Annotated in this window: 18 protein-coding genes; 4 read left to right on the top strand and 14 right to left on the bottom strand. The window is 64.0% G+C overall.

The features are described from left to right. Nucleotides 1-183: 183 nt before the first annotated feature. Genes C7450_RS15695 through C7450_RS15685 form a run of 3 tightly spaced genes read right to left on the bottom strand, consistent with a single transcriptional unit; the run spans nt 184 to nt 5,049 of the window. Entirely contained in the window at nt 184-1,494 is a 1,311-nt protein-coding gene (locus tag C7450_RS15695) for a glycosyltransferase family protein (RefSeq protein WP_146227351.1), read from the bottom strand. Further along, a complete protein-coding gene (locus tag C7450_RS33990; RefSeq protein ID WP_170147264.1) occupies nt 1,494-3,851 on the bottom strand; it encodes a glycosyltransferase in 2,358 nt (785 codons plus the stop codon). Before C7450_RS33990 ends, C7450_RS15695 begins: the two co-directional genes overlap by 1 nt. 4 nt (nt 3,852-3,855) lie before the next feature. Beyond that, nucleotides 3,856-5,049, bottom strand: coding sequence for a class I SAM-dependent methyltransferase (locus tag C7450_RS15685; protein ID WP_146227350.1), 1,194 nt, complete (start codon nt 5,047-5,049; stop codon nt 3,856-3,858). Nucleotides 5,050-5,506: 457 nt separating this feature from the next. On the opposite strand from C7450_RS15685, the gene C7450_RS15680 reads away from it, so the two are divergent. Then, nucleotides 5,507-6,526, top strand: a complete 1,020-nt coding sequence (locus C7450_RS15680) for a glycosyltransferase family 4 protein (protein ID WP_170147263.1) — start codon at nt 5,507-5,509, stop codon at nt 6,524-6,526. A 245-nt stretch (nt 6,527-6,771) separates the two neighbouring features. On the opposite strand, the gene C7450_RS15675 is transcribed toward C7450_RS15680, so the two are convergent. Both C7450_RS15675 and C7450_RS33985 read right to left on the bottom strand, forming a co-directional pair. Beyond that, nucleotides 6,772-7,695, bottom strand: a complete 924-nt coding sequence (locus tag C7450_RS15675; RefSeq protein WP_110375386.1) for an NAD(P)-dependent oxidoreductase — start codon at nt 7,693-7,695, stop codon at nt 6,772-6,774. Nucleotides 7,696-7,924: 229 nt separating this feature from the next. Continuing rightward, nucleotides 7,925-8,455: an extensin family protein gene (locus C7450_RS33985; protein WP_170147262.1), complete on the bottom strand. Its 531-nt coding sequence runs from the start codon at nt 8,453-8,455 to the stop codon at nt 7,925-7,927. Here C7450_RS33985 and C7450_RS33980 point away from each other — a divergent pair. Further along, on the top strand, nt 8,445-8,678 hold the full coding sequence (locus C7450_RS33980; RefSeq protein ID WP_170147261.1) for a hypothetical protein: 234 nt from the start codon (nt 8,445-8,447) through the stop codon (nt 8,676-8,678). The genes C7450_RS33985 and C7450_RS33980 overlap by 11 nt on opposite strands. Before the next feature lie 345 nt (nt 8,679-9,023). Here the strand turns inward: C7450_RS33980 and C7450_RS15665 are convergent, their stop codons facing one another. From C7450_RS15665 to C7450_RS15650, 4 genes are all read right to left on the bottom strand, one after another. Further along, entirely contained in the window at nt 9,024-9,389 is a 366-nt protein-coding gene (locus tag C7450_RS15665; protein ID WP_146227349.1) for a hypothetical protein, read from the bottom strand. A 56-nt stretch (nt 9,390-9,445) separates the two neighbouring features. Beyond that, nucleotides 9,446-9,601, bottom strand: coding sequence for a DUF3309 family protein (locus C7450_RS15660; protein ID WP_210206467.1), 156 nt, complete (start codon nt 9,599-9,601; stop codon nt 9,446-9,448). 590 nt (nt 9,602-10,191) lie between these two features. Further along, complete coding sequence (locus tag C7450_RS15655; protein ID WP_110375578.1) at nt 10,192-10,932, bottom strand: SIMPL domain-containing protein; 741 nt, start codon at nt 10,930-10,932, stop codon at nt 10,192-10,194. A gap of 848 nt (nt 10,933-11,780) precedes the next feature. Further along, the gene (locus C7450_RS15650; protein ID WP_110375382.1) at nt 11,781-12,053 is read right to left on the bottom strand and encodes a hypothetical protein; all 273 of its coding nucleotides are present in this window, start codon (nt 12,051-12,053) and stop codon (nt 11,781-11,783) included. A 440-nt stretch (nt 12,054-12,493) separates the two neighbouring features. Between C7450_RS15650 and glpK the strand changes: the two genes are divergently transcribed. After that, the gene (glpK, locus tag C7450_RS15645) at nt 12,494-13,999 is read left to right on the top strand and encodes a glycerol kinase GlpK (RefSeq protein ID WP_110375381.1); all 1,506 of its coding nucleotides are present in this window, start codon (nt 12,494-12,496) and stop codon (nt 13,997-13,999) included. A gap of 289 nt (nt 14,000-14,288) precedes the next feature. Here glpK and C7450_RS15640 read toward each other — a convergent pair whose 3' ends face one another. Then, complete coding sequence (locus C7450_RS15640; RefSeq protein WP_146227348.1) at nt 14,289-15,569, bottom strand: AMP-binding protein; 1,281 nt, start codon at nt 15,567-15,569, stop codon at nt 14,289-14,291. Between the two features lie 49 nt (nt 15,570-15,618). Next, nucleotides 15,619-17,421 carry an extracellular solute-binding protein gene (locus C7450_RS15635; protein WP_245449830.1) on the bottom strand — a complete coding sequence of 601 codons (1,803 nt, stop codon included), beginning with the start codon at nt 17,419-17,421 and terminating at the stop codon, nt 15,619-15,621. A 419-nt stretch (nt 17,422-17,840) separates the two neighbouring features. Between C7450_RS15635 and C7450_RS15630 the strand changes: the two genes are divergently transcribed. Continuing rightward, the gene (locus tag C7450_RS15630) at nt 17,841-18,641 is read left to right on the top strand and encodes an invasion associated locus B family protein (RefSeq protein WP_110375378.1); all 801 of its coding nucleotides are present in this window, start codon (nt 17,841-17,843) and stop codon (nt 18,639-18,641) included. Nucleotides 18,642-18,848: 207 nt separating this feature from the next. On the opposite strand, the gene hspQ is transcribed toward C7450_RS15630, so the two are convergent. The 3 genes from hspQ to C7450_RS15615 form a co-directional block, all read right to left on the bottom strand. Next, the gene (gene hspQ, locus C7450_RS15625) at nt 18,849-19,178 is read right to left on the bottom strand and encodes a heat shock protein HspQ (RefSeq protein WP_110375377.1); all 330 of its coding nucleotides are present in this window, start codon (nt 19,176-19,178) and stop codon (nt 18,849-18,851) included. A 225-nt stretch (nt 19,179-19,403) separates the two neighbouring features. Further along, entirely contained in the window at nt 19,404-20,744 is a 1,341-nt protein-coding gene (locus C7450_RS15620; RefSeq protein WP_342588518.1) for a UbiH/UbiF family hydroxylase, read from the bottom strand. A gap of 456 nt (nt 20,745-21,200) precedes the next feature. Next, the gene (locus tag C7450_RS15615) at nt 21,201-22,928 is read right to left on the bottom strand and encodes a SulP family inorganic anion transporter (RefSeq protein WP_110375376.1); all 1,728 of its coding nucleotides are present in this window, start codon (nt 22,926-22,928) and stop codon (nt 21,201-21,203) included. Nucleotides 22,929-22,959 lie beyond the last annotated feature (31 nt).

The raw sequence follows: 22,959 nt of genomic DNA, 5'->3' as shown, positions 1-22,959 counted from the left end.
AGGTCCCGGAACGCCGTTCGGCTTTCGGGAGACGGTGACAGGCGGCGTTGCGCCGGGTGGTTTCCGCCCGGCGCTTTTTTGGGTGGCTATGCGTCTTTATGGAATGCCGCCGTCATTCCGGGGCCTCGCCTCAGCGAGGCGCCCGGAAGCCATGGACATCAGGTCGACCAAGAATTCACACCTTCACGCGTCGAATTTCTGCTTGTAGTTCATGACCGCCTTCATCCTGGCGGCCCTGTCACGGCCGAACAGCCTTTCAATCATGGCATCTGCGCGTAACGACAGATGGCGATAGGCCATGACACCGCGCCGCGCCTCGGCCATCTCCTCGATCTTCAGGAGCTGGTCGACATAGCTTTCCGGGCTGTGCTCCTTGGCGAGGTGTGCGAAGCCGTTCAGGCCGGTCTGCGCATAGGCGAACCGATCCGCGGCAAGCGCCGCGAGCACGCGGTCGATGTCATCGGCCTCTGTCTCCTGCTCGATCTTGACGACGGTATTGTCGGGGAGATCGCCGTACCAGCCCGTATTGGTCACGATCGACGGGGCTGCCGCCGCCCAGATGCGCATCTGGCTGCCTGAGGCTTCGCCAATCGACGGATAGCGCAGGTTGAAGACGAGGTCGGCCTTCGCGATGGCACCATCGAGGACGGGCTCCGCCACGAAACCGACGATCGATACGCAATCATCCAGCCTGAGGTTGCGAATTTCAGCGCGCACCGCGTTCTCATCCCACAACTCACCAAAGATGCGCAGTCTGAAGGGATGCTTGTCACGGAAACGGCTGAGGGCGGACAGAATGCTGAACAGGCGGCGCTGGGGGCCGATGTAGCCGAACTGCACGAACTCCAGGACGCTCGACGTGCGGGATCGTGACGGCGGGTTTGCCGGGGCCTGGTAGGCGAGCGGCAGCCTCAGCGCGCCGATGCCGCGCGCCGTCACGGCTTCTTCGACCGCGCGGGTGTGGCAGATGACGGCCAGCGCGGCATCCGCCAGATAGTCGATGAACGGATATTGCCGGGCGAGTTCGTCGATATGCGGCTTTCCCTTGTCCATGTGCTGCTTTGCGGCGCGCAGGGCGGCGGTGCCATAGCGCTGTTCGACAAGCGCGAGATAGCCGGCGGGATCTTGCCTGCGGACCATATAGTCCCAGTACATCGAGTGATGGTAGCTCAGCTCATGGGCGATGAGTATCCCAGGGGCCTTGAACATGACTTCACGGATCGCCGCGTGGAAGCGCCCGTCGTTGCCCATGTTGTAAAAAATGAGGTTGCTCTTGTTCAGTCTGCGCAAATCGATACTGCGCGGATCGTAAACAATGACCTCGGCATGTTTGGCCAGCGCGGGATCCGAGTCCCTCTGGTCGGTCCAGAGGCGCACGTCGGCGCGCGCTGACAGGGCGGGCAATATGCGTGCCGAAAAATGGGCGATATCGCTCCGCGCCGGCGGCAGTGGCGAGAACCAATCCACCAGAGGGCGAGCAGGCTCGGTAGGCATCAGGCCTCCCGGAGTTCGGGCGAGGCCATGAAGGCTTCGAAGGTTGCACGTTTGAGCGGCAGCAGGACCGAATTCGTCGTGTTGAGAATGTCAAACCAGCCATAGCCGAGGTGGAACAGCCGGATGCTAACCGCACCTTCGTAGCGGTCGGGCTCCTCGCCCAGGCGCAACAGGGTATTGAGCGTCTCGCCCGGATCGATGGTGCGCGGCAGTGGCAAGCGTACGAACTCCTGGGAGAGCTCTCCATCGTCGTTGAGCCAACGGATCTCGAGCTGAACCGGATCCGGGCCATCGTGGGCCCAGGACACGGGGCTCTTGTTGGTCAGCGCAACCTGCACATTCGCATCGGTCGGCCGGCGGCGGGTGGCGAGGATTCCCCCGCGATACTGCCGTGGATCGGAAATGTACAGATCGAGCGGCGCGTCGGACTGGCGCAGGCTGCGCGTACCGAGGTAGAGCGTGGTCTCGCCCAAAAGGACGGGGTCGCGCCGCCAGGTCATGAGCACGTCGGCGGCTTTCGATTCCACGGTCTGGCCATAGACGTCCGCGGTTGAGAGACGGTCCGTGTCGAAGCCCGCCGAGCGCATCAGCAACTCGACTTCATGGGGCGTCCATTCGCGCTGGTGGCGCCCATGAATTCCCATCAACGGCATGAAGATGCCGAAGGAGTAGGGTGAATGACCGTTGAGGAGGCGCGCGGTCGCCTCATGCGAGGCGATATTGGGCGTCGTCACAAGGACCTGGCCGCCGGGGCGGGTGACGCGGGCAATCTCCTCGGCGAAGAAGGCAGGGTTGACCGGCAGATGCTCGAGGATCTCCATCGCCAGGACAAGATCAAAGCTCGCATCGGGGAAGGGGAGGCGCTCCCGTTCGACATTGCATTTGACGCGGTGAACCTCGAAATCCTGGACGCCCGGCACTTTGCTCTTGATCTTGTAATTGATCGCCGACGCCGAACCGCGCTCTTCGACCGCTGATATCCAGACATCGGGCGCATAGCGCTTCAGCAAGGCCGCGAAGACGTAGGGTTCAGACGCTCCGATATCGAGCACGCGCGTGCCAGGCTTCGGATCAAGCATCGCGAGCGACGTGAGAAAACGGGCGAAGTGGCGCTCGTAATAGGTGACCGCGTCCGGCGTGCTGAAGGCGTCATCGAGCTCGAAGATCGTGCTGAGCTCCTTGACGCTGTTGATCCCGGTGCGGGCGATGACCGGCTCGATCCGTGGCGTGACGGCATTGGCCACGATGGCCCGCGGTGAAGGCCGTTGCAGCCTTGCGGGCGTCTCACTCGGCGATGCGGCCCCGGTCGGCTCGCTGGTGAGCTGCGCGATGACATTCTGCCAGGAGATGCCCATCGACTGATAGCGGTCCCAAGCGGCGGTTCCCATGCGCTCGGCCTGGGCCGGGTCTTCCCAGATTTCATCCATTGCAGCGGCGAGGGAGGCCGGATCCGACGCCGTGACGAAGCCGCTCACGCCATCTTCGATGAATTCGAGGGGGCCTCCCGAATCGGCACAAGTGATGACGGCCTTGCGGGACAGCATCGCCTCGAGTGTCACATAGCCGTAGTCCTCGTCGCGCGGCGGATAGACGACGGCACGCGCACGGGCATAGGCATCGACCATGGTGTCGTCATCGACAGGTCCGCTCCAGATCACGCGGTCGTCGACGCCAAGCGTCCTGGCCAGCGCGTGAAGCTCCTCCTCCTGCTGCGGATTGTCGGCAGCTCCCGCGAACATGACCTTGACCGGTGCGCGTGTGCGCGCCAGTGCCTCCACCACGAGGGATTGGCGCTTCGGCAGGGAAAGTCGGCTTGGAAAGTAGAGATAGTCCTCATAGCCCCGGCAATCGTGACGCTCGGCGAGCGGCGGCGGGTGATAGAGCGCTGTCGATGCGACGCCATTGTACTTCTGCAGCCGCTGGGTGACATTTTCCGAAATGGTGAAAACCGCCTTGGCCCGTCGCATGGCGAGGTTGTCGGCCTGGCGGATGGCGTCGCGCGCGAGCTTCCCATCCTCGTGGAACAGGAGATCCCCGTGCCCGGTGTCCCACTCGTCATAGGCGCCGCGATACTGATGCAGCAGCCACATGACCATGTTGGGATGCTGCCCGAGATAGGCCGGAAACTTGAGCCCGATGGCGAGATCGACCGGCACCGCATTGTAATTGCTGAAATCGGTCAGCGTTGCCGCGACCATATGATCCAGCAGGGTCGACGGCGGATACCACTTGAAGGGCAGCGATACGATTTCGGCATTGTGGCCATAGAGGCGCAAGTGGTCGCGCAGCCTGTCGGCGAGGAGTTCGGCGCCGCCGCGGACGAAGGGAACCTGCGCGGTGATGAGGGCGATACGCATCGGCTCAGACCCCCGGCTTGCGCGCGAGAACGGCGTAGTCACGCGGCCCGAAGAGCAGGCGCGCCACGTCCGGAGGCAAGGACTTCTCGCGCAGATAGCGGTCGCGCCAGGGGTGAGGGTGGAGCGGGCGGATCGTCACGGGCGTGAAGCCGAGGACTTCCATCAGGCAGGTCGTGAGCTCGGGGGGCAGCGGCTTGATGTGCGTCGGGTCGAGATGAAAGGAGAAGGCGCCAACCAGAAGGCTCTCGGGATTGGGCGTCTCGAACAGCGCAAGCCCGCCGGGTGTCAGAACCCGCATGACTTCCGAGGCGAATTCGGTCAGGACCGGGAAAGGCAGGTGTTCGATGAGATGGAAGGCGGAGATCATCGGCACCGATGCCGGCGGCTGCTCTTTCAGCCACGCCAGGGCATCAGCATTCAGCACCGGCAGTCCGTGCGCGCGGGCGCTCGCGAGCTGCGCCTCGTTGTTGTCGACGCCAAGGCAGCGGATCCCCGCCCGCGACAGAACTTCCAGCCATTCGCCGCGGCCGCAGCCGAGGTCCACGATCGGACCCGCACCGGCGGCAATCTTCACGGCTTCCTGGGCTTCGGGCAGGAAGACGGAAACGCGCTCGCGAATGTCTTCGCGCGAGCCCCGGAAGCGATCCTCGAACGTGGCGTAGAAGGTTGTCAGGAGAGGGTCCGGCGTTCCGGCCATCTTCTCCTGGAGCTCCGGCCGTGAACTGCCGGCCGGCAGTTTGCGGACGTCTTCGAGCAGCAGCGACAGACGATGGGCGAGCTCCGTATAGGAGCGTCGCGACGCTCCCCATTCATGGTCGCCGCGATCCATCACTTCGGCAGTGCGCTGCTCGAGCCCCTGCATGCGCAGATCGAGCCGTTGTACCGTTTGGCCCACTGACGTCTGGACGCTTGCGTCCGCGTGGGCCCGCAGTTCCGCAAAACGTTGGTCGATGATCCGGGGATCGATCACGGACCGGATCTCGCTGTCGATCATGGCTTTGAGGTCGCGGAGTTCATACTCGACGCGGGTCAGGCGCTCTGCGACATCGCTGAGGTCATTGCCGAGGCGCGGCAATTCCGTCCGTGCGGAGCGCGCCAATGCTAACGGTGCGGTGGCAAGCTGGTAGGTCTGGCGAATGAAGGGGCCCAAGAACGGAACACGCGCGATACCGATCTTAAATTTCAAGAGTAGGGACACGTATTGCTACCTCGACTGCCACTCGATCCTGACAATGGATCCGCGATAGAAAGACCGGGTCCATATCCACACCGCATCCCGGACATTGCACAACCTGCCCAGTCTCCAGCATGAGGCGTCATCTGGCCTAGCTATATGACCGCGCTTGCCTAGGCAACGCCCGATATGGGCCATACCATCAACGCAAGGGTGAGTATTTACCCCGCTTTGACACTGTTTTGTTAAGAACCTCCATACGAGCCGCGGCGACAGGGATATCGAGATTCTCATGGTTGTTTCAGTCTGCGTAGATGTGACCCCGGTACGATCCCGCCTGACCGGAATTGGCCACTATACGCTTGAGGTCGTCAAGGCACTTCTCGATGTATCTCGTTCTGACCCGTCACGCGGAACGAATAATGAAGAAGTAAGAATCGATGTTTTCGACGGCTTTCGGGTACGTCCCATCGAGATGTTCGTGTCTTTTTCACAGGAGCGTGAGAGTGGATATGCCCAATATTGGGGTGATAGGCTGGAGAAACACGTAGGTATCCACGCACGCGCTGTATTCGAGCGTTATGGCGGAGCGTTGGCGCGGCGCTACCACGGCCGTGTCGGCCGCGGCGGCTACGATGTTTTCCATGCGATGAACTTCTTCGCGCCGGCACCGCTGGGGCGGGTCACCATCCCCGAGATCTACGACATGTCGGTTCTGCGCCATCCGACCCTTCATCCGGCGGAGCGCGTGCGCTGGTTCAACAGCCGGCTCGCGTCAATCGCATCGGCGCCGCGCGTGCTCACGATTTCGCAGTTCTCGGCCCATGAGATCACGGATCTGGTCGGCGTCCCGGCGGAGCGCATCCGCGTCGCCTATCCAGGCGTCGATACGCGTTTCTTCGAACGTGCGCGGGTGGACGATGAGGCCGCCCTGTCGCGCTTTGGGCTCACGAAGGGGCGCTATGCGTTGAGCGTGTCGACGCTCGAGCCGCGGAAGAACCTGCGCACCCTCGTCGATGCCTATGGCCGCCTGCCGGCGGAACGCCGCGCCGCAATGCCGCTGGTGCTGGTCGGGGGCTCCGGCTGGGGCGAGATGAACTGGCCGGCCGCCACCGAGGCCTTGGTCCGCGATGGACAGATCCGCTTTACCGGCTATGTGGATGATGGGGTGCTGCGCACGCTCTATCGGGGAGCCGCGGGCTTCTTCTATCCCTCGATCTATGAGGGCTACGGCATGCCGGTGACGGAAGCGCTCGCCTGCGGCGCCCAGGTGGTCGTCGCCAGCGGCGGCGCTCCGGAGGAGGCGGCGCTCGGCCAGGGGCTTCTGGTCGATCCGCTCGATACGCCGGCCTGGACACGGGCTTTCGAGCAGGTCATCGATGAGGCGGCAAGCGAGACCGAGGCGAGGCGGGATGCGCGCCGCGCGGCCGCGGCGACGCGCAATTGGCAGGAGACGGCCCGTATCACGCGGGATGTCTATCTCGAGGCCGCAGCCTTCTAGAGCGCGTTTCGATCTGATTGCATCAGATCGGCGCTCTAACTTCCTTTATTTCAAGCATAATCTTATCGATCCTCGTTTCACTCCGGTCGGATTATGCTCTAGAGCAAATTTTGATCTGACTGGATCGCAATTTGCTCTACATCTTTGTTTTGTCGCATTTTCTTTTCGCGAACCGGTAGCCGCTTCGCTTGAAAATGCTCTAACGGCTTTCGATGGTCATAAAAATTATGACGGGGATAACTCGCTCATGACGGCGTGCCGACACCGGAAATGCGGCGGCAATGGTTGAGCGCTGCCTCGATCAGGCTGTCGCTGGCCTCCGGCGTCCGGAAGGCCGAATGGGCGGATAACGTCACATTGTCGAGGCGGGTGAGCGGGTGGTCGCCGGGCAGCGGCTCCGCCTCGTAGACGTCGAGGGCGGCATGGGCGAGCTTGCCGGACTTGAGCGCGTCGATCATCGCCGCCTCGTCGACGAGCGCGCCACGCGCCGTATTCACCAGGATGGCACCGTCCCGCACCCGCGCCAGCCGCGCGCGCGACAGGAAACCGCGGGTCTCGTCATTGAGCAGAAGATGCAGCGAGAGCACGTGGCTCTCGGCAAGCAGGGTATCGATGTCGACAAAGGTGACACCCGGGGCGCTCCTGGCACTGCGGTTCCAGGCGAGCACACGCATTCCCGCACCGGCCGAGAGACGTGCCATCTCCGCGCCGATTCCGCCGAAGCCGATCAGTCCCAGCGTCTTGCCCGTGAGTTGCAGGCCGTTCGTCAGGCGCCATTGGCCGGCACGGATGCCGCGATCCATGAAAGCGAAGCCCTTGGCCGCCGCCCACATGAGGGCGAAGGCGCATTCGGCGACCGCCGTGTCACCGTAGCCGCGGATGAGATGCACCGTGATGCCGAGGGCGGCCAATTCCTCCACATCCATGTAGGAGCGGGCGCCGGTGCCGAGGAAGACCACATGCCTGAGCCCCGCACATTGGCGGGCAATGTCCGTCGGCAGGTGCGTATGGTCGATCAGCGCGATTGCGGCGTCATCGATCACCGCCGGAAGCGCGGGCGGGCGGATGTCCGGTTGGCAATTGATGCGCAGCGGGACGTCATCGGGACGATGAAGTCGCTCGGCGACAGCGGCGAGGGTAGGGCTGGCATCGACAAAAACGGCCTTCACGCGGTTGGATCCTTTGCAGAGGCGAGGGACGGACACCCGGTTCGACCGCAACGAGAACGCCAAGGCGGCACGGATTGCCGCCGCGCGGGCTGCTCCGATGAGATCGGACCTCGTCACTCTAGGACATTGGGGGCAGCAGCATGAACCGCTTTTGCTGGCTCCTGCGCGCATTTGTGCTGGCGCGGGTCCTGTTTTGCCATTCGCAAAATGACCGCGCGGGAGAGGGCCGCTATCCCTTGCTGTCGCGGGGCAGCGTCCACTGGCAGATCGCGCGCCCGGGTCGCCGCGGGATGAGATCCACATGCAGGTGGTCTTCGTGGTAGCCGTCCGATCCCTGGCCGAGCACCGTGCCGAAGCGCTCGCAGGCGCTCGCCTTCAGCGACTGCCGCGCGGCCGGCGTCAGGCTGTCGCTTTGCATCGTCAGGATGCGCTTGTCCGCGAGTTCCATCGCGCCGAGGTCGAAGGCAAGGCCATTGCCATGTGCGGAAGGCTTCGCGCCGGCAAGCCGGTTGCGCGGCCGGCAGCTGTAGGAATCGGCGACCGTGATCGAGACGAGCGGCGATCCCGTTGCATCGGCGAGCGGGACGAGATCCTCCCTGATCCAGGCGGCGATGGCGGCCGCGGTGGAGCAGGAGAGGACGGCAGGCGGGTTGAGCGCGATGCGCCTGTCGTGGCCGATCAGGACGGCTTCCAGGCGAACGGGGCGCGCGACGGCGCAGACGCCTTCCTGCGGAACCCCGACAGCCGGCGTGACCACCATCTGGGCCGGCGCGCCATCGCATGTCTGCGCCGCATCAGTCGCTGCGGGCGGTTCAGCCGGCGCGGGCGGTCCAGCCGGTCCGGGCGACGTCGGCATCACCGATGAAGCGGCGGGCAAATCGCCGGTGGGAAGCCCAGTATTGGCGACGGATGCGGCTGCGCCGGGGCTGGGACCCAGGTCGGGCGGCCGCCGTGGCGGCAAGACGATCGTCGATGCGCGGTGAGAAGGCGTCCCCTCCGCGGATGGCCGGTCAGGGGCTTGCGGCGTTCCGCCGGGCGGATGAAGCGCCGCGGCGGGTTCTTGAGGCGGGCGCCGCGGGGGCAACGGAGGCGTTGCCGTTAAACGTTCGGGCCGGGACTGACGCGCGAGTCTCGCTGCGGCAGGCGCGGGCGGCGAATGCTGCGCCCGGGATTTTTTCAGTCCCAGGTTCTTGGTTAGCCAGTTCTGGGCTTGTGACGCGAGATCGAGAGGGGCCGCGTAAGAGCCGGTCAGGCTGCCGCATGTGGCAGCGAACACCAGCGAGAACACAAGGAACCCATCCCGCATCATGCCAATCGCGCGGTCTTGATCAGCATCCGCGACAGATGCTGTTGATCGCCCGGCGACTGCTCTTGTTCAGGCGCTCTTCAAGGATGGCGGCGCGATCCTCAATCACGCGTCCCTCGGCGATGCTCTGGGCGGTGGGGTTGAAGGCGTTCTGCGCGGATGCCGATGCCCCGCGGTTGGCGACCTCGCTCTGCGTCAGCCTGCCGATCTGCTCGCCCGAGGGTGAGGGGGCCGGGATGATAGCTCCAGGCGCAGGCACCTCGGGCGCAGGCGGGAACCCCGCGCCGGGCGGGGGTGACTGTGCCTGCGTCACCGAGGACAGGGTGAGAAAGCCCAACAGGAGGCCTACGGGCCGCCATCTCAGCGATGGTCTTATGTCGGTGAACATCTGGGCCCTCCTCGGCAGTTTGCCAGACTATCGCTCCACCTCTTGCGGTTTGGACTTTATAGCCGCCCCATGAGCAGGAGAATGAGCAGTACGATTAGGATCAGTCCTAATCCTCCACTCGGATAATAGCCCCAACCTGAGCTATATGGCCACGTGGGCAGCGCACCGATGACTAGCAGAATGAGTATAATGAGGAGTATGGTTGACATAATATACTCACATTTTGTCGAAAGTTCTGGTTTTTTCAGTCACGCGGCGGCCGGCTTTCTTTGTCAGAAAGTCGATCGCAGGGTGGGCGTTCCCGGTACAACGCGCGATCAAGAGATTTTGTTTCCGTTGCGGTAACATTTTGTACGGTAACATTTTGCCATCGGAGATTGTCTTCGCCGCGATTGAAGGTTCCGGCGGATGTCGTCGGTGCGAAAGCACCGACGAAGACGCGGGCGATCCTCAACGCGGCTCCTTGCCGGGGATGATCGATACCGACGGGGAAGCAAGGGGCGGGGGCAAGCCCTGCAACGGCATGAACAGGCGCTTGGCCGCGGGCTCGGCACGCCGGTGACCAGCGGCTTCACTCTCGCGGTCCGCCCACTTTGCTCACGTCCAGAGCATTTTCGCGCGAAGCGGACACCGGTCTGCGTGAAGACAATGCTTGGAAACAATGACCTGGAGCATGTCCAGTGAACCGGAGTTCATCGGACATGCTGCAACCTGAAGCCGTCCGACCCGAAGCCGTCCAGCTTGAAGTCTTCCAGCTTGATTTCTTCCAGCTTGATTTCAGCCGGCGTGCAGGGAGGTTGCGCTACTGCGCGATCGCATAGGTCACGCGGATGCGTACGCTGAAATCACGCTCGCCGCTCTCGATCGGCACAGCTGACGCCTTCGCAAAGTCGGCGCGCGGGGCAGCCATCATCATGGGGCGCGGTCCCTCCAGGGATGGCTCGGCAATGACGAGCACCCGGCCGAGCTTGACGCCTGCCGCCTCGGCGTAGAGTTCAGCGCGGCGGCGGGCATCCTTCACCGCAGCTGTGCCGGCCTTGTCCAGTAGGTCGGTGGGATCGGCCACGTCAAAGCTGATGCCGTCGATCTGGTTGGCGCCGGCGGTGATCGCCGTGTCGAGGACAGCCCCGAGCTTGGTCAGGTCCCGGACACGCACCGTCATGCCGTTGCGGACCTCATAGCCGTCGATGCGCGGCGCGGCGATCGTTCCGTCCTGCTGCTTGGGCTGGACATAGCGCGGCTGCACGGAAAAGCCTGAGGTCGTGATGTCACGCGGCTCGATGCCTGCGGCCTTGAAGCGCTCGATCACCGCGGTCATCGCCTTGGTATTGGCATCCGTCGCCTCACGCGCGGATTTCGCGGCGGTCACCACATTGGTCGAGAGCGTCGCCATGTCCGGCGCCGCGGAGACGCGGCCTTCGCCGACGATGGTGATCTGGCCGGACCGTGTCTGCCCGGCGTTCGCTCCCATATCCTGTGCATTCGCAGTGCTGACCGCGCCGATGAGGGCCAGAGCAAAGACAAGGCGAGCGGGGATATGCATGAGATCGTCCTGAACAAGAGAGATGCCTGACACAAGAGAAATGCCCGACACAAGAGAAATGTCGCGCGAGCTTGACGCAAGAATTGCGACAAGCGTGAGGCGAGCCTCCTGATGAGACGTGATCCAACGCATGAGCGGCATCGACGCGATGCTCGATTGACCCAAGCGGCGACGGCGCGATCCCCCATCGCCCAAAGATGATCTTGATACCCCGTTCACATCACGACCGGACACGACCCAGCTTCGTGGCCAGTTATGTCGAGCGACCACGCTTTACTCGGCGGCAGTCTTGGGTGCCGGCGACGTGCAAAATTCGCCTCGGCCTGGCAAAATTCGCCTCGGCCTGGATTGTCTTGCACGACGGCGCGGTACGACTGTGGACATGCCAAGTCGCCGCCAGACGCTCGTGGTTCGTCGTCGACATTTGCATCCGCCTGATACGGGCCTCGGAGCCAATGCCGGAGTGACGAGAACCACTAGAGCATGCTGACTTCATACGGAACCGTGGTGTCATTCCGGGGCGGGCCGAAAGGCCCGAGCCCGGGACCCATGAACACCATGGTCTACCAGAGAGGCACAGTCCGATGCGTCTTTTCTCGGGCCGCGTGTTCATGGATCCCGGGCTCATTGCTGCGCAACGCCCCGGGATGACCGTGGGATTCCATCCAAATACAGCATACTCTAGCAAGTTATTGGCTTTAGTGGAGCTTTTGACTTTGACATTTGATCTAGAGCCTGATGTCAGGCGGGACGCACATGTCAAATTCGCTCCACTTGCCTCTCCATGGCGGGCCAGTCTGCATGACCGGACCCACGTCTCCGCTCGGAACAGACCAGCGCGTGGTCGCTCAATGGGCGCTGGCGCTCAAGGCCGGCGACATTGTCTCGACATCATCGGCCAATGTCCAGATCACGCTGTCGGCATAGCGACGTCCCGCGAGCGCTGCCGTGCCGGACAATTCGCCACTCTTTTCATAGGCCTGTCGGCGCATTTCGGCGAGAAAGACCACGGCGAGGTCCGTCCGCCCTTCCTCCACGGCCCGGCCGCAGAGCATCCACATGGCGCCACGCGCAATAACCTCCAGCACGGCCAGTCGGCCGGCAATCTCATCATCGGACAATGAAACTCTCCAATAAATTTAGAGGCAATGACGTAACGATAACAGATTAGATGTCAGCAGGCGATACGATTTGTGAGCAATCATTGCGATGATCTTCGCCGCATTTGAATTGTTATCGGGCGCGCCCTCCAAAAGGCGATAAACTGCATGATGAAACGTCGGTAACGTAGTGATTCGAAAAAGAAAAAATAAGCAAAGAATTCGTTCTGCCGTGATAAGAGATTGGCGCGTCCGTCTTTGCCCAGGGGATGGCGGATCAGCGAGACTGTCGGCGCTTTGCCGTGAGCATCAGTCCTTATTATTGTTGACGGACTGCATGCCGCGGCGATCGCCGCGCGCTCCGATGATATGACGGATCTTTACATCCATACGCCGAATGGCAAGCTTGCAGTCCTTGCGGTATTGGTGCGCAGGGCGGTCGAGAACAATGAGGAAACGGGATGGGGCGCTACGTTGGGGCCATCGACCAGGGGACCACGAGTTCCCGCTTCATCGTTTTCGACCGGCGGGGCGATATCGTCGCGCAGGCACAGAAGGAGCATGCGCAGATCTATCCGCGGCCTGGCTGGGTCGAGCATGATGCGGTGGAGATCTGGCGCAACATTCAGGCTGTCATAGGCGACGGGCTGGCTCTGGCAGGGCTCGTGCCAGCGGATATTGTGGGCGTCGGCATCGCCAACCAGCGCGAAACCACGTTGGTATGGGATCGCCGGACCGGCGCCCCGCTGCACAATGCGCTCGTCTGGCAGGACACGCGCGTCGATGCCATGGCCAACAGGCTCGCGAGCGAAGCCGGGGCCGGCGGCCGCGACCGCCTGCGGGCGAGGACCGGCTTGCCGCTTGCGTCCTATTTCTCCGGGCTGAAGCTCAAGTGGCTCCTCGAGCATGTGCCGGGGCTCCGGGCGAAGGCCGAGGCGGGCGAGGCCCTGTTCGGCACCGTCGACAGCTGGATCGTCTGGAACCTGACCGGTGGCCCCGAGGGCGGGCGCCATGTCACCGATGTCACCAATGCCAGCCGCACCCAACTCCTCGATATCAATCGCCTGGCCTGGGACGAGGACATTCTGGACCTGTTCGCCATTCCGGCCGTGATGCTGCCGCGTCTCGTGTCATCGAGCGAGATCTACGGCGAGGCGCATGACGTTCTGGCCGGCGTGCCGGTGGCCGGCATCCTCGGCGACCAGCAGGCGGCGCTTGTCGGCCAGGCCTGTTTCACGCCGGGGGAGGCCAAAAACACCTACGGCACCGGCTCGTTCACGCTGATCAATACCGGCGAGACGCCCTTCCAGTCGACCTGCGGGCTGATCACCACGGTTGCCTATCAGTTCGGCGCGGCCAAGGCCGTCTATGCGCTCGAAGGCTCCATCGCGGTGACGGGCGCGCTCGTGCAATGGTTGCGCGACAATCTGGGGCTCATCCCATCCAGCGGCGAGATCGAGCCCTTGGCGCGCTCCGTCGAGAACAACGGCGATGTCTATATCGTGCCGGCGTTTTCCGGCCTCTATGCGCCCCATTGGCGTCCCGATGCGCGCGGCGTGATCTGCGGGCTGACGCGTTTCGCGAACAAGGGACATATCGCGCGCGCTGCGCTCGAGGCTTCGGCGTATCAGACCTACGATGTTCTGAAGGCGATGGTGGCGGATTCCGGCATCGCGATCACGGAGCTCAGGGCCGACGGCGGCATGGCCGCCAACGAGCTCCTGATGCAGTTCCAGTCCGACGTGCTCGGGGTGCCGGTGGTGCGCCCCAAGGTCGTGGAGACGACGGCGCTCGGCGCCGCCTATGCGGCGGGATTGGCGACGGGCTACTGGACGAGCGCGGAGGATCTCAAGCGCAACTGGGGCGTCGACCGGCGCTGGGAGCCGACCATGCCGGTTCATGAGCGGGAGAAACTGCTCGGCGCCTGGCGCAAGGCGCTGGAGCGATCCCTGGGCTGGGTGGAATAGGGGCTTTGGCCCGGTTGCTCGATTGACGGCTCGTCGGCCGGAGTGCGCGTGGAAATGACACCGTGTCATCCCGGAACGATCGTCAGATCGTGTCCGGGATCCATAACCGATCAGGTCAAAGATAGAGGCGCCTCGGACAATGCGAGCCGGCAAGCGCATCGGTTCTGGATCCCGGGCTCGAGCCTGCGGCTCGCCCCGGGATGACCGGCGAGGATGCCATTTCGCTCGCGCCCATGGACCGGCCGGATCGGCTAGCAGGAAAGAGGGGCGAGGCGGCCCGGAAGGTTCCTCAAGGGATCGGATCGAGCGCCGCGATCAGGCCGTCGGACAGGGTTATCCGGTAGGGCAGGTGGTGCCAGTCGCTCTCCGGCGCATCCGAGGTTTGAGGCGCGGCGCCGTCCAGCAGCGGGATCGACCCGGTTGCCGCGCCGCGTGCCATGATGGCGCCATCCTGGCCGGCTTCGACCTCAAGCAGGGGGATCCCTCCGGGAGCCAGCGCGCCGAAGGCGCCGAGCCTGAGCGCCGGCCCCTGCGCGTCGCGCGCCGCGGCCATGAGAGCGACCTCGCCAACCGTCAGCACATCGACGATACGGGCGTTGTGACTCCTGCCGACCGGCAGCCGGACCGGCGCCTTGTGCACCAGGACGCAGGTGAGCTGGTCGTTATCCAGAAGCCCGGCCTCGGCGAGAAGGTCCTCGATCCAGCCGGGCGCGATCAGGGTGGCCGGCGGATCGGCGCCGAGGTCGCGCACAAGCTCATCGCCGTCGAACAGGGCCTGCATGGTCAGCGGGCAGTCGGCGGCGAGCGCCGCGACAAGGCCGCTTGCGAGGCCGCCGAGGTCGTCCGGCGGGAGGAGGCTGACGATACGGCTCTCGCTGCCGAGCCGGGCCGCGAGCACGAGGGGCAATGTCGCGGCGATCAGCGTCGCCTCCGGCCTCAGCAGCGGCAGGACGCCGTCACCATGCCGCTCGAAGGTGATCAGCCCGGGTGAGGGGGGCGGACCACCGATGTCGCCCAACTCTTCGAAATCCCGGAGAACCTGATCGTTGAGCGCCTGATCCAGCGAGATGACCCCATCGGGAATATCGTGGCCAAAGGAGCATATGAAGCGCAGGCCGAGATAATCGGCAGCGATTGTGCAGGCGAGGTCGGCCGGTCGCACCTCGCCGAGACGATCGAGCGTGATGATGGCGGGCACCTTGGCGGCCTCGACGGCTGCCACCAGTTCATCACTCCGCCAGCCGAGCGAAAGCAGGCAGGGCACATAGCCCGCGCGCAGCGCCGCGAGAATGGTCACGCAGGCCTCGGCGCCATTGGGCAGCAGAATGCCAAGCGGATCACCGGGTTCAAGCGGCAGGTGCTGCAGGAAGGACGCAAGCCGCCGCACCTGCCCATCGGCCGCCGAGGTCGTCAACCCGTGACGGGACCAGGCCGTCACCATGTCCACCGGCGGCGACGAAAAGGCCATGCGGCCCGGCTCGCGCGCGGCAGCACCGGCGAGGAGCCTGCCCAGCCGTAACTGTGGTGTCGGCACGTTCGGCCGGCCCGCATCGAGGGGCGCATGGGGCACGACCAACCTCAACTCCTTGTTGCGATTCGGATCTTGCGAGTTTGCCCTGTCAGGGCACCGCGTGCCACCAGCTTTCGATCGCGATGCCGGTTAGCGGGGTATAATTTGGACGATTGACCTCGGCACGCCGCGCAACCCACTGATCGGGCGCGTAGAAGAGCGGCACCACATAGTTTCCGGAGATGAGAACGCGGTCGAGCGCGCGCACCGCCGCGACATAGTCTTCCTTCGACTTTGCCGCGAGCATGGCGTTGATCATGGCTTCCGCCGCCGGCTCGCGCACGCCCGCATAGTTGAGCGAGCCCTCGCGATCCGCCGCCGCCACGCTCCAGCGATTCATCTGTTCACTGCCCGGCGAGGCAACCACGTTCCAGATATTCAGGATCATGTCGAAATCAAACGACCTGAGGCGTTTCCAGTACTGCGCCTCGTCGACGAGGCGGACGCTCGCGGTCACGCCGATCCGCCGGAGCGAACTCGCGTAATTGAGGGCGAGTTTTTCCTGGTCGCGGGATACCACCATGATTTCGAAATCGAAATCCTGGCCCACCGTCCCGCCGTCGGTTTTGGCCACCATGCGGGAAGCCGCGAGCTGATAGCCCGCCTGAGCCATGAGGTCGATGGCAAGGCGGGCGTTCCGACGGTCGCTTCCGGAGCCGTCGGATTGCGGTGGGGACCAGCGGCCCTCCATGACGTCGGGCGTAACGGCGCCCGGAAACGGGGCGAGCAACGCGCGTTCGCGCGCGCTGGCCGGCCGATCATGGGCGGAAAGCTCGGAGGCCGCAAAAAAACTGTCGCTGCGTTTGTAAAGGCCGAAAAACAGGTTCTGATTGATCCATGCGAAATCGAGGACCTGGGTGAGGGCTTCCCTGACCCTGATGTCTGCGAATATCGGCCGGCGCGTGTTGAAGACAAAGCCGGACATGGGCTTCGGCGTGCCCGTCGGCACCTGCTCGCGGATGACGCGGCCATCCCGCAGCGCCGGGAAGTCGTAGCCCGTCGCCCAGCGGCTGGCGCTCTGCTCCAGGCGCAGATCATAGGTGCCCGCCTTGAACGCCTCGAACTGCGTGTTGACGTCCCGGAAATAGTTCAGCTTGATCTCGTTGAAGTTATAGAGCCCGCGGGTGACCGGCAGGTCCTTGGCCCAGAAATCCGGATTGCGGCGGAAGGTGATGCTGCGACCTGCATCGACAGCGGCGACCACATAGGGGCCCGAGCCGATCGGCGTGGTGAAGGTCGCCGTGTCAAAGGTGTCCGGATCGACCGCGTGTTTCGGCAGGACCGGCATCTGCGCGAGAAGGAGCGCCAATTCACGATTGTCGGGCGAGAGATCGAAGCGGATCGTGTGCGGATCCGTGATGGTGGCCGTCGTGCTGTCGCCGTACAAACGCCCCTTCTCTTTCAGAAGCGCCCAGGAGAATTCCACATCGGCGGCCGTGACCGGCACTCCGTCGGAAAAGCGGGCGCGCGGATCGAGATGGAAAACGATGAAGCTGCGATCCTCGGGCAATTCGACGCTCTGGGCGATCAGGCCGTAGAGCGAGAAGGTCTCGTCGAGCGACCGTGCCATGAGCGGTTGGTAGACGAGCATCACCGGCGCGCCGATCTGCCGGTTCCCCAGCCAGATGCCCTGCGCGACAATTCCCTTATAAACAAAGGGATTGAGATTGTCGAAGGTGCCGAGAATGCTCAGGTGCAGGGTACCGCCCTTTGGCGCCTCGGGATTGGCGTAGGGAAACGCCTTGAAGTCCGCTGCAAGGGCCGGCTCGCCATAAGCCGAGACGGCTGTGCGCCGCGCGCCTGCCAAAACTATATCGGAGACGAGTGCCGCGGCCAGAAGGGTCACGATCATCACGATTCGCTTCAAGCAGCGGTTAGGCGTACCACTCATGATCGAACTGGTTACTCGCAGGCTCGTGTGATCCGATTCGGCCTTATACTAATGTATGCGGATTCATCGGGTATACCCGCCCCGCGCCACATTAGCCGATGCCGTTCGCGCAAAGCGCGGCAATCGGCGACCGACTTGTTGGGGAATGGTGTCCTTGCTTTGTACGGGATGCGCATTTTCAGTGCGACGTGAGGCCTCCGCGCTCTGGAAACATCCTCGCGGACCCGCTAAAGAGACAGCGGGACAGTCATTCAATAGCCGCATTCGACGCCGAAGCAGCAGACTGCTTCATCGGACCGGATCGGAGCCGGATCGATGGGATATGCGCGAGAGCCGCTGTTTGCGTATCGAGTTTGGTCAACGCTAAAGAGGATTATTTGATGCCCCGCGTGAGAAAATCGACGCCGGTCCGGTTGTCGGTCAGCGTCACAGCGACACTGCTGGCCGGCATCACTGCGCTCGCCCCCGTCGCGGCTTTTGCTCAGGCCCGGCAGCAGCAGCGGCCACAGGCCCAGCAACAGCAGCAGCAACAGCAGCCTGCGCAGGCCCCGCAAGCGCAGCAAGGCGGGCCGACGCTGGTGCAGGTGAAGCCGGAGCCCTCGCAGACCGACTGGACGAAGGTCTGCGGCAAGGATCCCGGCAACAACAAGGAAATCTGCTACACGACCCGCGACTTCGTGTCGGATCAGGGCCAGCCGGTTCTGGCGCTCGCGGTCTATGATGTGAAGGGCGACCAGACCCGCATCGTGCGCTTCCTGATGCCGCTCGGCCTCTTGCTGCGTCCTGGCATCCGTTTTACGGTCGACCAGGGACAGCCGACACCGGGCGCCTATGCCATTTGCTTCCCGAACGGTTGTTTCGCCGAAGCCCAGGTGAAGGACGATGTGATCAACTCGCTGAAGAAGGGCAATGCGCTTAACGTCAGCGTCCAGAACCAGGTCGGCAACGAAGTCACCTTCCAGGTGCCGCTCGCCGGCTTCACGAAGGCCTTCGACGGCGCGCCGATCGACCCGAAGATCCTTGAGGAGCAGCAGCGCAAGCTGCAGGAAGAGCTGCAGAAGCGCTCCGAGGAGATGCGCAAGAACATGCAGCAGCAGGGGGCTGCCACCGGTGCCGTTCCGGCTCCGGGTGCCGCGCCTGCGCCGGCCACACCGGCTGCGCCTGCCGCCCCGGCGCGCTGACCGGGCCATCGAGAGACCGGCGGCTTGTCGCCGGTCGCCGCCTTTAATAATGGCCGTCGCAGCGATGCGGCGGCCATTTTCCTTTGCAAGGCGGACGCATCCCGTGCAGGACGAACGCTCGCGCCGCCCGGCACGTGGTTTCCCGAAGCGTATTGATGTGTCGGATATTCCCCACGCGAGACGGGATGGGCGTGGCGCGAGAGCGCGTTAGTTCCGATGGCTGCGGCGCATATGGTAGAGGCCCGTATTGTCGCGTTCAAAGGTCGCGTCGACCTGCGGGTGGCGGACCGGGTCGCCCGAGGTGTCGAGCACCAGATTCTGCTCGGACACATAGGCCACATATTCCGAATCAGCATTCTCGGCATAGAGGTGGTAGAACGGTTGGTCCTTCGACGGCCGGCGATCTTCCGGAATGGCCTGCCACCATTCCTCGGTGTTGTTGAACGTGGGGTCGACGTCGAAGATGACACCGCGAAACGGATAGATGCGATGCTTGACGACCTGGCCGATCGAGAATTTGGCGATATGGTGTTTCATCAGGCTGGTCGTTCCGAAATTCTGTGGCCTCGTTTGGAAACGGACGCGTTCCGGAGGTTCGCGGCACGCTTTCCCAGGGACTAAGGCTTCAGGGCTCCAATTGAGACACGATCACGGGTCTGGTTCGCCTGATCCATAGCCATGATTGTGACTTTTTGGGCGAGATGCGGGCTCCTTTCAATCAGCGGTGTCAATGGATACCGATGATGTGATGTGCGTTCAGCCTTACAAACCGTTTTCCAAGGCAGTTTTATCCCACCTGGATTTCGCGACCCCATGCGCGAGCCGCGGGGGAAAAAGCGAGGGCCGCAGCCCCTCGCGCATGGCGAGCCGTCGGATCGGCGTGACGCTGGCGAGCGCGAGCAGAGCGGCACCGCGCAGGCCGTCGACAGGCAGGAGGTCGGTCATGAGCGACCTGTTCATGAGATCGATCGCCCCGACCCGCAGCGCGATATCCGTCTTGCGGTCGCGGGCATAGCGGGCAAGTACGGCCGCCGCGCCGAAATCGGCGCCTTGCTTGTGCGCCTCGACAACGGCATCGCGGAGCGCGGCGACATCGCGCAGTCCGAGGTTCAGGCCCTGTGCCCCTATGGGAGGCAGAACATGGGCTGTCTCCCCCACCAGCGCCAGCCGGGGCGATACAAGGCGATCGGCCGTCAGCATCGCGAGCGGGAAGGCTCCGCGCTGCCCCTCCAGCCGCATGGCGCCGAGCATCGATTGGGCCTGCCGTTCGACGGCGCGGCCGAAGGCGGCCGCGTCGAGCGCCTGGAGCGCCTCTGCCTCCTTTTCCGCACAAACCCAGACGAGGCTGGAACGGCGGCCGGGCAACGGCACGAGGGTGAACGGCCCCTGACGGGTATGGAATTCGGTGGACCGGTCGCGATGGGATCGGTCATGGCTCAGGATCGCGGTGATCGCAATCTGCGGATAGGAACGCTCATGGCAGGCTATGCCAGCCGCATCCCGCATCCGGGACAGGCGACCGTCCGCCGCCACGACGAGCTTGGCCTCGACCGAGGATCCGTCGTCGAGGGTGACGCGGGCGACGTCGTCGCCGACATGGAGATCCACCGCGAACTGCGGGAGAAGCGTCAGCCCCGGGGTGCGAGAGGCTCTGTCGGCGAGGACTGCGACGAGATCGGTGTTCTCCACATTATAGCCGAAGGCCGGCAGCTCAAGCTCGCCTGCGTGGAAGATGACCGGCGGTATCCGGAACAGGCTTCCCGTATCGTCGATGATGGCAAGCTCAGCCAGCGGCGCCTGCCCAAGCGCGTCTTCATCCCAGGCGCCGATCGCCTCGAGAAAGCGCACCGATCCGTCGAGGAGCGCGGTTGTGCGGCCCGGGGCGGCCGGTGGCTGCGTCGGGCCGATGGCGGCGACCGATAATCCCGCATGGGCAAAGGCCATTCCCGCCGCGAGGCCAATGGGTCCGGCGCCAACGACGACTATATCGAATGATCGTGTGGCCCGCGTCTCGGCCCTCTCTTTGGGGGCGGCCATCTCTTTGGGGGCGACCATCTCTTTGGGGGCGACTTGGTCTTTGGTCTCGGCGATGTCTGCGTTCATCTCGGTCAATCCAACCACGCCGCGTAAACCTTGAGTCTCATCGGGCGCTGTGGTGGTAGCGCTCTCCCCGGCGCAGCGCCAGTTCGAACTTTATCGCAATGCATCATACTGCCGAAGCGCGATTCCGGAAAATTGTTCGCCGTCTTGAAGACGATCACGTGTCTGGACAATGCCTCTACGGCCTCGCAGATCGGCGGAAAAGATCCGACCCGCCCATCCATTCATGTCGTCTCTCTCGGCATCTCTTTGCCATCGGAGATGAGAGGAGGCTTTATCGGGGTTTGTTCTTTTGCGTTCTGGAAAACTGGATAACGATGACATCGTTTCTGAATTGCCTCAGAAATGATCGTGATATCCCCGCAGTCCGATATCCTCGCAGTCATGGAGCATCGGCCATGTTTGCGGGGATGTCTGATCCGGGTGCGGGGACAGTCACGCGCTGCAGGCCTTGCGTGATCAGGAGACGGGCTCCGGCGCCACCGGCACGCCGATCTTGCGTCTCGCGAGGGTACGGGCGCGGTCGACGTCGGAGGCATAGGAGACGATCGGCGGCTTCACCCCTTCCTGTTTCAGGATATGGCGAACCTCGGGCCTTGCCCCACAGACCACGACGGCGGCGCCGTTACTCCTGATCGTATCGACGGCGAGTTTCAGCGACAGCGCCGCGGTGGAATCGGCGAGGGGGACCCGCGACAGGTCGAGCACCACCGCCTTCGGAAAGACACCGATCCGCTCGAGCACCGCACCGATGGTCGAGGCCGCGCCGAAAAAGAGGGGGCCGGAGATCTGGTAGACCAGGATGTCGCCGTTTTCCGAGGCGCTATAGGTGGGGGCTTCCACCTCGCTGTCGGGGACGTCGGCGCTGCCGGCGGCGATACTGGCGCCGCCGGTCGATACGGAGACGAGATCGGCCATCCTGTGCATGAACAGGAAGCTGCCCATGACGACGCCGACGGCGATGCCCATGGCGAGATCATGAAGGATCGTGACCAGGAAGGTCGCCAGCAGCACCAGCGCTTCCCCACGCGATTGCCTGAGGATCTGCACGAAGACATGGCGTTCAGCCATGTTCCAGCAGACGACCGCGAGCACGGCGGCGAGCACCGCCAACGGCACATAGGCGATTAGCGAGGCGGCGAAGAGGAGAAACAGAAACAGGAAGACCGAATGCAGTATTCCGGATACGGGGCTCGTCGCGCCGGCGCGGATGTTGGTGGCCGTGCGCGCGATGGTGCCGGTGGCGACGAGCCCTCCGAACAGCGCGGCGGCGACGTTGGCGATGCCCTGCGCCACCAATTCGCAGTTGGAGCGATGCCGGCGTCCGGTCATCGTGTCGGCGACGACGGCCGACAGCAGCGACTCGATGCCGCCGAGCAGCGCCATGGCGAGGGCATCCGGCATCACGGCGATGACGGTATCAAGGGAGATGTCGGGCAGGCGCGGTGCCGGCAGGCCGTCCGGAATGGCGCCGAAGCGCGTGCCGATGGTCTCGATGGGAAGGCCGAGCAGCGTCGTGGCGGCGGCGGCCAGAACCACGGCGATCAGGAAGCCGGGCCAGTTCGGGCGGATGCGGCGCAGGCCGACGATCAGGGCGATCGCACTGACGGACAGTATCGCGGCGGCCGGGTTGATCGTGTTGATGCTCTGGCCCAGGGCCTCGAGCTTGGGGATGAGCGCGGCCGGCTCCGGGCCGGCGAGCGTCAGGCCCAGGAGGTCGCGGATCTGACTTGCGAAAATGATGATGGCGATGCCGCTGGTGAAGCCCACGGTCACCGGATGCGGAATGAACTTGATATAGGTGCCGAGCCGCAGGGCGCCGACAAGGATGAGAACGAGGCCGGCCATGATGGTGGCGAGCAGGAAGCCGTCGTAGCCGTGGCGGACGATGGTCGCGGCCACGAGCACGATGAAGGCACCGGCCGGTCCGCCGATCTGGAACCGGCTGCCCCCCAAGGCTGAAATGATGAAGCCGCCGATGATGGCCGTCACCAGGCCGCGATCCGGCGATGTGCCGCTGGCGATGGCGATGGCCATGGACAAGGGCAGGGCCACGACCGCAACCGTGAGCCCGGCCACCGCATCCGCACGAAAACGCGCGAGCGTATAGCCTTCGCGCAAGACAGTAACGAGCTTGGGCGTGAAGAGGCTGGATTGCGGAGCCGCGGGGGAAGAGGGCAAGGTCATGGCGCTTCAAGGGGTAAATTACAGGGCGGGT

This window comes from Chelatococcus asaccharovorans (genome assembly GCF_003201475.1).
GTDB classification, from domain to species: domain Bacteria; phylum Pseudomonadota; class Alphaproteobacteria; order Rhizobiales; family Beijerinckiaceae; genus Chelatococcus; species Chelatococcus asaccharovorans.
This window is presented reverse-complemented; position numbering and strand designations above follow the sequence as displayed.